Source organism: Sinomonas atrocyanea (assembly GCF_030812675.1).
Lineage (GTDB): Bacteria > Actinomycetota > Actinomycetes > Actinomycetales > Micrococcaceae > Sinomonas > Sinomonas atrocyanea_B.
In genome coordinates, this window is record NZ_JAUSTE010000011.1 from 14225 (window position 1) to 26772 (window position 12548).

General features: G+C 72.3%; 11 protein-coding genes. 6 read left to right on the forward strand and 5 right to left on the reverse strand.

The genetic code is table 11. The features are described 5' to 3' along the window. Positions 1 to 61: 61 nt before the first annotated feature. The 5 genes from J2W20_RS14700 to J2W20_RS14720 all read left to right on the forward strand — a co-directional run bounded on the left by J2W20_RS14700 (position 62) and on the right by J2W20_RS14720 (position 6015). Positions 62 to 859, forward strand: a complete 798-nt coding sequence (locus J2W20_RS14700) for an HD domain-containing protein (protein WP_307007440.1) — start codon at positions 62 to 64, stop codon at positions 857 to 859. Continuing rightward, positions 856 to 2475: an aldehyde dehydrogenase family protein gene (locus J2W20_RS14705; RefSeq protein ID WP_307007441.1), complete on the forward strand. Its 1620-nt coding sequence runs from the start codon at positions 856 to 858 to the stop codon at positions 2473 to 2475. The genes J2W20_RS14700 and J2W20_RS14705 overlap by 4 nt, the downstream gene beginning before the upstream one ends. Positions 2476 to 2601: 126 nt before the next feature. Next, entirely contained in the window at positions 2602 to 3372 is a 771-nt protein-coding gene (locus J2W20_RS14710) for a GAF and ANTAR domain-containing protein (RefSeq protein WP_307007442.1), read from the forward strand. A gap of 27 nt (positions 3373 to 3399) precedes the next feature. Further along, positions 3400 to 4092: a VOC family protein gene (locus J2W20_RS14715; RefSeq protein ID WP_307007443.1), complete on the forward strand. Its 693-nt coding sequence runs from the start codon at positions 3400 to 3402 to the stop codon at positions 4090 to 4092. Positions 4093 to 4140: 48 nt separating this feature from the next. Next, on the forward strand, positions 4141 to 6015 hold the full coding sequence (locus J2W20_RS14720) for an HNH endonuclease signature motif containing protein (protein WP_307007444.1): 1875 nt from the start codon (positions 4141 to 4143) through the stop codon (positions 6013 to 6015). Here J2W20_RS14720 and J2W20_RS14725 read toward each other — a convergent pair. Then, positions 5978 to 6922 carry a helix-turn-helix transcriptional regulator gene (locus J2W20_RS14725; RefSeq protein WP_373458023.1) on the reverse strand — a complete coding sequence of 315 codons (945 nt, stop codon included), beginning with the start codon at positions 6920 to 6922 and terminating at the stop codon, positions 5978 to 5980. The genes J2W20_RS14720 and J2W20_RS14725 overlap by 38 nt on opposite strands. 76 nt (positions 6923 to 6998) lie before the next feature. Between J2W20_RS14725 and ilvD the strand changes: the two genes are divergently transcribed. Further along, complete coding sequence (ilvD, locus tag J2W20_RS14730) at positions 6999 to 8888, forward strand: dihydroxy-acid dehydratase (RefSeq protein WP_307007445.1); 1890 nt, start codon at positions 6999 to 7001, stop codon at positions 8886 to 8888. A gap of 115 nt (positions 8889 to 9003) precedes the next feature. Here ilvD and J2W20_RS14735 read toward each other — a convergent pair whose 3' ends face one another. The 4 genes from J2W20_RS14735 to J2W20_RS14750 form a co-directional block, all read right to left on the reverse strand. Then, positions 9004 to 10044, reverse strand: a complete 1041-nt coding sequence (locus J2W20_RS14735) for a hypothetical protein (protein ID WP_307007446.1) — start codon at positions 10042 to 10044, stop codon at positions 9004 to 9006. Beyond that, positions 10041 to 10823, reverse strand: coding sequence for a cytochrome b N-terminal domain-containing protein (locus J2W20_RS14740; protein WP_307007447.1), 783 nt, complete (start codon positions 10821 to 10823; stop codon positions 10041 to 10043). Before J2W20_RS14740 ends, J2W20_RS14735 begins: the two co-directional genes overlap by 4 nt. Further along, the gene (locus tag J2W20_RS14745; protein WP_307007448.1) at positions 10820 to 10996 is read right to left on the reverse strand and encodes a hypothetical protein; all 177 of its coding nucleotides are present in this window, start codon (positions 10994 to 10996) and stop codon (positions 10820 to 10822) included. Before J2W20_RS14745 ends, J2W20_RS14740 begins: the two co-directional genes overlap by 4 nt. An 82-nt stretch (positions 10997 to 11078) precedes the next feature. Further along, entirely contained in the window at positions 11079 to 12539 is a 1461-nt protein-coding gene (locus J2W20_RS14750; protein ID WP_307007449.1) for a benzaldehyde dehydrogenase, read from the reverse strand. Positions 12540 to 12548: the final 9 nt, after the last annotated feature.

Sequence of the window (12548 nt, forward strand, 5' to 3'; positions counted from 1 at the left end):
CGTCCGGCCCCCATCTGCCGGCACAGCGCCGATCCTCGAATTCCTTGCCCCGGAGGACCCCATGACTGACCAGCCCACCCTTGCTTCGCCGGAGGCGAGCGCACCCGCGAGCGCCGCACCGCCGCCCAGCGCGGGCCAGCCCGCCGGCGGCCCCGCCGTGGACTCCGCCCGCGCCGACGCGTTCGCCGCCGCCTACCCCGTGCGGCCCGTGCCGGCAGAGGGACCCGTAGACACCCGTCCCATCTGCGAGACGCCTGGGACGGCCGGCCCCGGTGGGCGCCTCGACCCGCTCTGGAAGGCCGTGGTCGAGTACACCCGCACCCGCGGCAACGACATCCACCTCCCCATGTCGGTGGCCTACGCCGAGCGCCTGTGCGATGCCTACCCGTCCGCTGACCGCGAGCTCGTACTCGTCGCCGTGCTCCTGCACGACACCGGCTGGGCCCGCGTCGACGAGTCCCGCATCCTCTCCGAGGGCTTCACCGGCGACTGGCGCAAGGCCCAGATCCGCTACGAGCACGAGCACCAGGGCTGCCTCGTGGCGCGCGAGGTGCTGCCCGGGCTCGGGTACGCGGACGAGTTCGTCGAGCGCGTCACGGCGATCATCGACGGGCACGACACCCGCCACGTCGCCTACTCCCTCGAGGACGCCCTCATGCGCGACGCCGACCGGCTCTGGCGGTTCGACCGCGCCGGGATCGCCCTCGCGTCGTCGTGGTTCGGCATGGACCCGGCCACCTACACGGACCGCCTCGCCGACGAGATCGTGCCCGAGCTCATCACCGCCGCGGCCGTCGAGATGGCCAGCACCGACCTCGCGCGCTCCACCGCGCTGCTCCAGACGGGAGTGCTCCGATGACTGTCCCCGCCCACACCGGCGCCAGCCACACCGGCGCGACCCAGAACACCGGCTTCACGGCCGCGGGAGGCGAGCGGCCGGCGTCGTCCGCCTCCGGCCCCGACGCCCGCGGGCGCCGCGCCGCCCTCGCCCTGCCCTACACGCGGGTGGACGACGTGTTCGTCGACGGCGCGTGGGTCCCCGCGCGGGCCACCGGCCGCAACCCGGTCACCGACCCGGCCACGGGCGAGGTCTGGGGCGAGGTCCCGGACGGGTCGGCGGAGGACGTCGACGCCGCGGTGCACGCCGCGCGCCACGCCTTCGACGCCGGCCCCTGGCCCCGCCTCTCCCCCTCCGAGCGCGCGGCGTACCTGCTGCGGATCGCGGACGAGATCGAGTCGCGCGCCGAGGACCTCGCGCTGACGAACACGCGCGAGAACGGCTCACCGATCACCGAGACCCGCGGGGCTGCGGCGAACGCGGCGGGGATCTTCCGCTACTTCGCCACCCTCGCCGAGTACCTCGAGCGCGAGGACGTGCGGCCGTTCCCGTTCGCCCCGGGCCAGGAGTCCGTGGTGCGCCGCGATCCCGTGGGGGTGTGCGCGCTCATCGCACCGTGGAACTTCCCGATCAACCTCGTGGTCATCAAGCTCGCCCCGGCGCTGCTGGCAGGGTGCACCGTGGTGATCAAGCCGGCCTCGCCCACGCCGCTGTCGATCCGGTTCATCGTCGACGCGGTCGCGGCGGCGGGGGTGCCGGCCGGCGTCGTGAACCTCGTGACGGGGTCGGGCCGGATGGGCGATGTGCTCGTCAAGCATCCCGGCGTGGACAAGGTCGCGTTCACCGGGTCCACGCCGGTGGGGCGGCGCATCGCGGCCGCGTGCGGGGAGCTGCTGCGGCCGGTGACGCTCGAGCTGGGCGGGAAGTCGAGCGCGATCGTGCTGCCGGACGCCGACCTGGACGCGATGTCCAAGGTTCTGATCCGGTCCTCGATGCGCAACACGGGCCAGACCTGCTACATCTCCACGCGCATCCTCGCGCCGGCCTCGCGGTACCGCGAGGTGGTGGACATGGCGGCGTCGGTCATCGCCGCGGCGCCGCAGGGCGACCCGCTCGACCCCGCCACGGTCTTCGGGCCGAGCGCCACGAAGTCCCAGTTCGACACGGTCATGGGGTACGTGGAGTCCGGCCTCGCGGAAGGCGCGCGGGCGGCGACCGGCGGCAGGGCGGCGTCGTTCGCGGCCGGAAGCGGCCTCGAGGGCGGCTTCTTCGTGGGGCCGACCGTGTTCGCCGACGTCACCCCCTCGATGCGCGTGGCCCGCGAGGAGATCTTCGGTCCCGTCCTGACGGTCCTGAAGTACGACGACGCCGGGCGGGCTCGCGGGGTCGACGAGGCCGTGGCGCTGGCGAACAACACCGAGTTCGGGCTCGGCGGCCTCGTGTTCTCGGCCGACCCCGAGGCGGCCCTGGCCGTCGCGGACCGGGTGGACACCGGTTCGATCGGCATCAACTTCTTCGCCTCGAACCACTCGGCCCCGTTCGGCGGCCGGCACGACTCCGGCCTCGGGACGGAGTACGGGATCGAGGGCCTGGGCGGGTACCTGACCTACAAGTCGATCCACCGGAAGGCGGGGTAGGCGGAAGGGGTGCTCCCCGGCCGTCACACCGGGGCGGACGGCCCTCTCGGGATGAGTGGAACGGCGTAGGCTGGGAAACGCATCACGAGGGACCGGATTGAGGGCCCCGCGCAAGGAGGCAGACCCATGGACGAGACCATCGCCGGGCAGGGTCCGGAAGCCGTACTGGCCCGGGCGCAGGAGGACGAACTCCTGGACCTGTTCCTCGGAAGCGTTGACCTTGCCACGTTCCTGGCGCGCGTGGCCGTGGTCGCCGCGGAGGACCTGTCGAAGGACACGACCGTTCCCGGCACGGTCACGTGCAGCGTCACCGTGGGCCGGCACGGGCGCCGCGCCACCGCGGGCAGCAGCGACCCGATCGCCGACGCGATGGACGAGCTGCAGTACGCGAGCGGTGAGGGCCCCTGCTCCGAGGCCGTGAGCACGGGCCACACGGTCTACGTCCCCGACCTGAGCACCACCACCCGCTATCCGCGCTACCGGGCCGCCGTGGCCGGGTCCCCGCTCCGCTCGGTCTTCGCCACGCCCATCCCGCTGCCCACCTCGGCCAACGCCGAGGCAGCCCTCAACTGCTACTCGGCCGAGCCCGAGGGCTTCCCCGACGAGCTCCGCGCCCGCGCCGAGGAGCTCGCGTCCCTGGCGTCGCGCTCGGTGCACCTCGCGGTGCGCTTCGCCCGGGAGACGGACCGCGTGTCGGACCTCGAGTCCGCCCTCGAGTCCCGCACGGCGATCAACCTCGCCGCGGGCGTGATCATGGCGCAGTCCAACTGCACCGCGGACGAGGCCATCCAGGTCCTCAAGAACGCCTCCATGAACCGCAACCAGAAGCTGCGGGATGTCGCCGCGCTGGTCCTGTCCCGGTACGGCAGCGAGGATCCCAAGACCACGTTCATCTGAGGTTCTCCGCGGGGGAGGTGAGGTGCCGTGCGCATCGTCTCGGTGGCCTTCGAGACGGAGGACCTGTTCCGCGCGGAGCAGTTCTACGGCGGGGTGCTGGGGCTGCCCACGCACCGTGAGGACGGGACGCTGGCCGTCCGGGCAGGGTCGTCGCTCCTGCTGCTGCGCCGCGGTCCCACGGGAGGCCCGACGGGCCCGGGCAGACAGCATCTCGCCTTCACCGTTCCCCGGCTCATGTTCGACGCCGCGAAGCGCTGGATCGCCCCCAGAGCGGAGCTCCTGCGCGATGCCGACGGCAGGGACGACTTCGAGACGGCGCCGCACTGGAACGCCCACTCCCTCTACTTCCCCGACCCCGACGGCAACATCCTCGAATTCATCATCCGCAGGGACATCCCGGACGACCGAACAGGACCCTTCGGCCCCGGCCACATCCGGTGCATCAGCGAAGTCGGGATCGCGGCCGACGCCGTCCCGACGCTCGCCGGGCGGCTCGAATCAGAGTTCGGCGTCTGCCCCTACGGGGACGGCGTCCCGACCTTCCAGCCGGTGGGCGACGTCGAGGGCCTGCTGATCCTCGTCGCCCCCGGCCGGCCCTGGTTCCCCACGTCCGTGCCGAGCGGGAGCCAGAGCCTCACGGTCGACATCGCCGGACGGGCCGCCGGGTCGCTCGAAGCGAGCCCCGGCATCGTGATCCACTCGAAGGCTTATCGCTCCTAGTTTCGAATATCTCTAGCTTTCCTCGAAACTGTATTCTAAAATAGGAGTATGGGGACGCCGGGCGGGGTCGGGAGGCAGCGGGGTGCGGGAGCGCCGCGAGCCGTCAGCCTCGACGGCCTTCCTCCGGACGAGGAACTGCTCGCGAAGGACTACGAGGACTACGGATTCGTCGATCCGTTCAGCGCCGAGGGCCGCGGCGCGCTGCCGGTGATCGAGGACTACCTCGCGCTGGTGCAGGCACTCGACAGCCAGGAGATCGGGCCGGAGTCGCTCGATTCGGCCGTCCTCGCCATCGTCGCCCCGCATCTGGCGCCGGACCGCGTCCTCGAAGCCATGGAGGCGGGCTCTACGGTGGTCGACCCTGCGGTCCTCGACCCCAGCGTGGTGACGGCCGGCGAGTGGGAGGCCCTCGGCATTCCCACTCCCCGCAGCGACGAGGACCTCTCCACGGCACGGCGGGCCCTGCGGCTCGAACACGCCGCCGAGATCGTGCGGGCCATCGAGGAGACCGAGGTCGACCAGGCGCGCCTCGATGCCCAGCGTGCCGGGCTCATGGCCGAGCTTGTGCGGCTCCACGAAAGATCAGGCGATCTCCAACGGCGCCTCGAGGCCCCGTCCCTCGCGGCCTCCGAAATTGCCGCAGCGCTCCGCGTGTCCCAGCGGACGGCGCGGGCGAGGGTCGAGGAAGCCCGAGCCCTCGCCGATCCCTTGATGGCACCTGTCCTCGACGCGATGAAGGCCGGGCGGCTCACACGCCAGCGGGCGGCCGCGATGCTCGACGCCGCCATTCCGGTCCCGTCCACGCGCCTCGCAGATTTCGCAGCGGCAGCCGCCGCCATCGCTGCGCCCGAGGACCCGGACCGCCGGCCCACCCTTCCCGCCCTGGGGCGGCGCCTGCGACGCCTCGCAGAGGACTACTGCGAGGAGCCCCTCGCGGCACGCCGGGCCAAAGCCGTCGCCGACCGCCGCGTGGACGTGACTCCCACGGGCGACGGCATGTGCTACCTCACGGCGTTCCTCCCCCTCGAGGTGGGCGCGGTGGTCGATACGCGCCTCACGGCGATCGCGCGTTCGCTCCAGTCACCCGCCGAGGCGCGCACCATCAACCAGCTCCGCACCGACGTCCTGACCGACCTCCTGCAGCACGGCGCCGGCCCGCAGCTCGGCAGCACTCCAGTCGTCGGCGGCGCTCCCGTCGCGGGCGGCGTGTCCGAGGGCGCCGAGCGGCCCTCGGCTTGGGCGCCGCGTGCCGAGCCACCATGGGCGGAGCCGCCGTCGGCTTGGGTGCCACTCGGCGGGGTGCGCCTGCAGCTCGTGGTGACCGCACCGGCGTCGACCGTTGATGGCACCGGGGATGGCCCAGGCGAGATCCTCGGCTACGGCCCCATCGATCCTGAGACGACGCGGCGCCTCGCCGCGCAGGCCTCGACCTGGACCCGGCTGCTGGTGAGCGCCCGGGACGGGGCGCCGCTGTCGATCGGCCGCATCCGCTACGCGCCCACCGCGGCCATGCGGCGGTTCCTCACGGTGCGGGACGCCACGTGCCGCTTCCCGGGCTGCGACAAGCCCTCCGCGGCCACCGAGGCCGACCACACGATCGAATGGCACGAGGGCGGCCAGACCGACATCCGCAACCTTGCGCTCCTGTGCCCCGAGCACCACCGCCTCAAGAGCCTCGGCCTCTGGACGGTCAGGCACCTCGGAGCCGACGCGGAGGTGCCTGCCACCACGACGCCCGACGATCCGTCTGCACCGCCTCCTCACGGGCCGGCCCCGAACCCAGCTCCGCCACCGAGCCACACGCCACAAACCGCGCAGACGCCACCACCGGGGCCCGAGCCCCCGGGCACTCTCGAGTGGACCGCGCCCTCAGGACGCCGCTACATCACCCGCCCGTACCGCGAGGATCCGCCACCGTTCTGAGGCCCGCCCTACGATCTTCCCCGCTGCCCACGAGCTTCGCCATCCGCTCGCCCGTGTCGGAGCCGGGGGCGGGGAGGTAGGCGACGATGTGCAGGGTCGGGGCGTCGGCGGGCACGAGCTGGTGCTGCTCGAAGTCCAGCCGTCCGGCCACGGGATGGAGGAAGGTCCGGGCCCGGGAGGCGAAGCGGCGCACCTCGTGGTCATCCCAGGCGCGGGCGAAGTCGGGAGAGTCCTCGCGCAGCCGCGTGACGAGTTCAACGTGCGCCGCCCGGTCGGCGTGCGAACCCGCCTCGGCGCGGTAGTCGGCCAGGAAGCTGCGGACCGTGACCTCCCAGTCCGGCAGCATCCCCCGCACATACGGATCCGTGAAGGTGAGCCGCAGGAGGTTCCGGTCGCGGGCAGGCACCGTGGCGATGCCAGGGAAGAGCGCCTCGTACCCGCTGTTCCACGCGCCGATGTCCCACGTCGAGGTCACGGCGAACGCCGGCGACGGGTCCAGCGCATCGAGCAGGTGCTGGACGTGCTCGGGCACCGGCTCCGGGGTGCCGGGCACCTCGCGCGGCGCCGGCGCGAAGCCACTGAGGCCCAGGATGTAGTCGTGCTCGGGGGCGCTGAGCCGCAGGTTCACGGCCACGGCATCGAGCACCTGGCGCGAGGGGTGGATGTCGCGGCCCTGCTCGAGCCATGTGTACCAGGTGACCGAGACGCCGGAGAGGAAGGCGACCTCCTCGCGCCGCAGCCCCACGGTGCGGCCTCGGCCCACGGGCGGCAGGTCGTAGTCGGCGCGCACGGCCCGCTCGCGTCGGGAACGGAGGAAGGCCCCCAGTTCCTTGCGGTTCGCCGCCTGGCGGTCAACCGGCTCCGGACTCGCAGCACCCGTACGGCGCGCGGAAGGCTCGGGACTCACGCTCCAACGCTAGCACTCTCACTACTAGTACCACCGCAGTCTGGCGGCGCCCCCGGGCGCGTGAAACGCTCGTGCCATGCCCGCTCTTCGCTCCCGCACCGTGACCCATGGCCGCAACATGGCCGGCGCCCGCGCACTGATGCGCGCCTCCGGCGTCGCCAACTCGGACATCGGGAAGCCGATCGTCGCCGTCGCCAACTCCTTCACCGAGTTCGTCCCCGGCCACACCCACCTCGCGCCGGTGGGCCGCATCGTCTCCGATGCGGTCCTGGCCGCCGGCGCCGTGCCGCGCGAGTTCAACACCATCGCCGTGGACGACGGGATCGCCATGGGCCACGGCGGCATGCTCTACTCGCTGCCGTCCCGCGACCTCATCGCCGACTCGGTCGAGTACATGGTCAACGCCCACTGCGCCGACGCCCTCGTCTGCATCTCCAACTGCGACAAGATCACCCCGGGCATGCTCATGGCCGCGCTCCGTCTGAACATCCCCACGGTGTTCGTCTCCGGCGGCCCCATGGAGGCCGGCCGCGTCACCCTCACCGACGGCTCGGTCCGCTCCCTCGACCTCGTCAACGCAATCTCCGACGCCGTGGACGAGTCCATCTCGGACGCCGACATCGACCTCATCGAGCAGAACGCCTGCCCCACCTGCGGCTCCTGCTCGGGCATGTTCACGGCCAACTCGATGAACTGCCTCACCGAGGCCATCGGCCTGTCGCTCCCGGGCAACGGCTCCGTCCTCGCGACCCACACCGCCCGCAAGGCGCTCTACGAGCGGGCCGGCGCCACCGTCGTCGACCTCGCCAAGCGCTACTACGAGGACGACGACGACTCCGTCCTCCCGCGCTCCATCGCCACCGCGCAGGCGTTCGACAACGCCATGGCCCTCGACATCGCCATGGGCGGCTCGACCAACACCATCCTGCACCTGCTCGCCGCCGCCCAGGAGGCGGGCGTCGAGTACGGCCTGGCCGAGATCGACGCCAAGTCCCGCAAGGTCCCGTGCCTCGCGAAGGTCGCCCCGAACGTCGCCAAGGACAAGACGTACTACATGGAGGACGTGCACCGCGCCGGCGGCATCCCCGCCCTCCTGGGCGAGCTCAACCGCGGCGGCCTCCTGCACACGGACGTCCACTCGGTCCACTCGCCCGACCTCGCCTCGTGGCTCGACGCGTGGGACATCCGCAGCGGCAAGGCCACCGACGAGGCCCAGCAGCTCTGGCACGCGGCGCCGGGCGGGCAGCGGTCCTCGACCGCGTTCTCGCAGTCGAACGAGTGGACCTCGCTCGACACCGACGCCGAGGGCGGCTGCATCCGCTCGGTCGAGCACGCGTACTCGAAGGACGGCGGCCTCGCGGTGCTCCGCGGCAACGTCGCGGTGGACGGCGCCGTGGTCAAGACCGCCGGCGTGGACGAGTCGATCTGGACGTTCGAGGGCCCCGCGGTGGTGTGCGAGTCGCAGGAGGAGGCCGTCGAGAAGATCCTCAACAAGACGGTCAAGGAGGGCGACGTTGTGGTGATCCGCTACGAGGGCCCCAAGGGCGGCCCGGGCATGCAGGAGATGCTGTACCCGACCTCGTTCCTCAAGGGCCGCGGCCTCGGCAAGAAGTGTGCGCTCATCACCGACGGACGATTCTCCGGCGGCACCTCGGGCCTCTCGATCGGGCACATCTCGCCCGAGGCGGCCTCGGGCGGCACGATCGCCCTCGTCGAGGACGGGGACCTGATCCGCATCGACATCCCGAACCGCTCGATGGAGCTCGTGGTCGACGCCTCTGAGCTCGACGCCCGGCGCGAGCGGCTCGAGGCCACGACCGGCTACCACCCGGCGAACCGCGAGCGTCCGGTCTCGGCGGCCCTGCGCGCCTACGCGGCGATGGCCACCTCGGCGGACAAGGGCGCCGTGCGCGACATCGACGCTCTCACCCGGCTCACCTCGCCGCAGGCCCAGCCCGTCGGTTAGGGTTCCACCTCGCCGGTAGCCCGCACGGTACTGCATCACTCAGGCGGCCTTCCCCCCACAAAGGGGGCTTCGGCCGCCTGAGTGATGCAGTTTCGCACCTTTGTTCAGGGACGGGTCAGCGCCGCCGGTAGTAGTCCCGCCAGATGAGCCGGTGGAGGGGGATGATCCGGGGAATCGACCGCAGGCCCGGGATGAACGGCAGGAACATCAGCGCCAGGGTCAGGACCACCATGATCCCGATGACCACGAGGTCCGCGTTGGCGAGCCCGTTGAACGGCGGGATCTGGTACCAGAAGGAGAAGAGCCACAGCCAGGACTGGCCCGGGTAGTTGCCGGTCTCGTTCATCATGCCCCACTGGTCGCCCGTGAGGTGCTGGCTGTCCGCCAGGCCCTTGAAGTAGGAGCCGTCGCCGAGGAACAGCTCGGTCCGGGTGCGGTCGAGGCCCGCGGCCGTCCCACTGGCCGTCCCGCCGTCGAGCACCCGGTCGAGCGCTCCCGAGCGGGCCATGCCGAGCAGCGCGTTGGCCAGCGCGGGCACCGGGCCGTAGTCGCCGGACGGGACCTTGGCCGGATCGCCGTCCGGCGCCTTGGACAGCGCGTCGGAGTAGGCGGCCGTCCAGTCGGCCCGCTGCTTGTCCGTGGCCCCCGTCCAGGCGGACAGGGCCGACGGCGGCTGCGGCAGCGTTTCGAGGGACGCCACCACGAGGTCCTGCGCGGTGTCGACCGGCAGGCGGACGCCCGAGAGGCTCTGGAGGTCGATCGGCCCGAGCGTCTGGCTCGCGCCCTGGGTGGCGTTGTACGGCGGGCCGTACTGGGCGGTGTCGCTCGTGCCGCCGAGCTCGGCCGTGGCCGTCGCCACGAAGTCCGACGGCGCCGCGCCGGCCCACGAGGCGAACGTCACCGGGGCGTCGTCCGGCGATCCGACCACGGCGGCGAGTCCCACGGTGAGCACTCCGATCACGACGAGCGCGTAGACGAGCTCCTTGACGAGGTCGTACTCGCGGACGGCTCCGGTCCACGGTCTGCGGTCGAGATCGCGCCTGCGCTCGAGGTCGCCTGTCCGGCGGGAGCGCGGCGTGCGGGAGCGCGGCCGGTGCTGCTCGGACCGGCCGTGCCGCTCAGGTCCGGCGGCAGGCGGCCTCGATGTGGTCGTCATGCCGCGCCGCCCGTCCCGGCCTCGGGGATCGCCTGAGAGTCCCGGGCCTGCATCCCGCCCAGCTCGGCGTCGGTCCTCAACTGGGCATCGGTCCCCAGCTGGGCATCGGTCCCCAGCCGGGCGTCGGTCCCCAGCTGGGCGTCGGTCTCGGCGGCCTCGAGCGGCGGGACGACTCCGTGGACGCGCACCAGGAGCACATGGAGCACCACGACGGCGCCCACCGCGAGGGGCAGCAGCACGATGTGCCACATGAGGACCTGGCCGAGGTTCGCCACGTTGAACCACGCGCCGACCCCGACCGCGTTGAGCGCGTCCTTCGCCTGGAACGCGATCCATTCGGAGTCGAAGTTGGTCTGGAGGAGGTAGCCGGTGAAGGCCGTGACGATCGAGACGACGAACGCGATCACTCCCGTGATCCAGGTGAGGGCACGGCCGCCGCGCCAGGACGCCATCCAGAACTTGCCCCACAGGTGGATGACCATCGTCATGAAGAACAGCTCGACCGCCCACAGGTGGGTGCTGTTGACGAAGTGGCCGAACGCGGACACGTGGTACCAGGAGGGCCCATTGAGCGCGAGCACCAGCCCGGAGACCACCACGTAGGCCAGCGCCGCGATCGCGCCCATCCCGAAGACGTAGATCCAGGACGCGACGTAGCTGGGCTGGGTCTCGGGGAGGAGCCGTTCCGGCGGCAGGGTGCGGACGCCCCAGCCCCTGAGCCGCCCGGTCCAGTTCACGATCCGGCCCCCGGGTTCCGAGTGCGGGGACTGCGCGGTCATCGCCTGTCCTTCCCCCCGGGGAACGGCAGGAGGAGCGCTGCGACGAACAGGGCGATCATCGCGAGGATGACGATGAGGTTCCCGAGCTGGACCGTGAAGGAACCCCATCCGAGGTAGATGCCGCCGGCCTGGAGCCGGACGGCGGCCGCGAGGGCCGTGAGTGGCGTGGACACGCCACTCACGGTCCGCCCGCGCCGCCGCCCTACCTAGGGGCTTTCGGCCCGCCCGGGCACATTCCGGGCGAACTCACAGGACTCAGAACGGGTACGGTGCGATCTCCGGGCGCATGGTGAGCCACTGGACCTCGGTGAACGCGTCCATGTTGGCCGTGGCGCCGCCGAACCGGGCCCCGGTCCCGGAGGCCCCCACGCCGCCGAACGGGGCGTTGGCCTCGTCCGAGACGGTCTGCTCGTTGATGTGCACCTTGCCGGAGTGGACGCGGTCGGCGATCTGCATCGCGGTGCCGACGTCGCCGAGGATGCCCACGGAGAGGCCGTACTCGTTGGCATTGACGAGATCCACGACCTCGTCCACGCTCGTGAACCGGGTGACGGGGGCGACGGGGCCGAAGATCTCGTCGGCGAACGCGGGGTTGCCGAGGTCGAGGTCCGCGAGGACGGTGGGCCGGTAGAACAGCCCCTCGAAGCTGCCGCCTGCCGCGAGCCGCCCGCCCTGGGCAACAGAGGCCTCGACGATGCCGTGGATGCGGTCCAGCTGCTTCTGGTCGATGATCGGGCCGAGCGCCACGTGCCCGGTGGCCGGATCGCCCACGGGGAGGTGCTCGGCCTTCTCGGCAAGGGCGGAGACGTAGTCCTCGTACACGGACTCGTGGACGAAGTGCCGGCCGGTGGTCATGCAGATCTGGCCCTGGTGCATGAAGGACCCGAAGGCGCCCGCGGACGCGGCCTTCGCGAGGTCGGCGCCCGGGAGCACGATCAGCGCGTTGTTGCCGCCGAGCTCGAGGTGCGCGCGCTTGAGCAGCCGCGCCGCCGCCTCGCCGACCTTCCGGCCCGCGGCCGTGGAGCCGGTGAAGGAGACGACCCGCACCTCGGGCGCCTCGACCACGGCCTGGCCGGTCTCGGCGCCGCCGGGAAGGAGCGAGAGCACGCCCGCCGGCAGTCCCGCCTCCTCGAACACCCGCATGAGCGCCACACCGCCGCACACCGCGGTGCGGGGGTCCGGCTTGAGCAGCACGGCATTGCCGAGTGCGAGCGCCGGCGCGACCGAGCGGATGGAGAGGATGAGGGGGAAGTTGAACGGCGCGATCACACTCACGACGCCGACGGGCCGCCGCCGGGCGAACGACCACCGGTCCTCGTCCGAGGTCAGGACCTCGCCGTGCGGGTGCGAGGGCAGGGCCGCGGCCTCGTAGCACTCGTTCGCGGCGATGTGCGTCTCGAGCTGCGCCTTCGGCGGGATCCCGCCGGACTCCCGGACGATCCAGTCCTGGATCTCGGCGCCGTGGTCCTCCCAGAGCTGGCCGGCCCGGCGCAGCACGGCGGCCCGCTCCTCGGGCTTCTTGGCCGCCCACGCGAGCTGCGCCTCGGCCGCGACCCGTGCGGCCCGGTAGACGTCCTCGCGCGAGGCGGTCCCCACCGAGCCGAGCGTGGCCCCGGTGGCGGGCTCGACGACGTCGTGCGTGCCGCCCGCCGCCTCCGTCCAGCCGCCGATGTTCACCTTGCCGCCCCACAGGGCGGCGTCATCGAGAAGTGCCATGGGTGACCT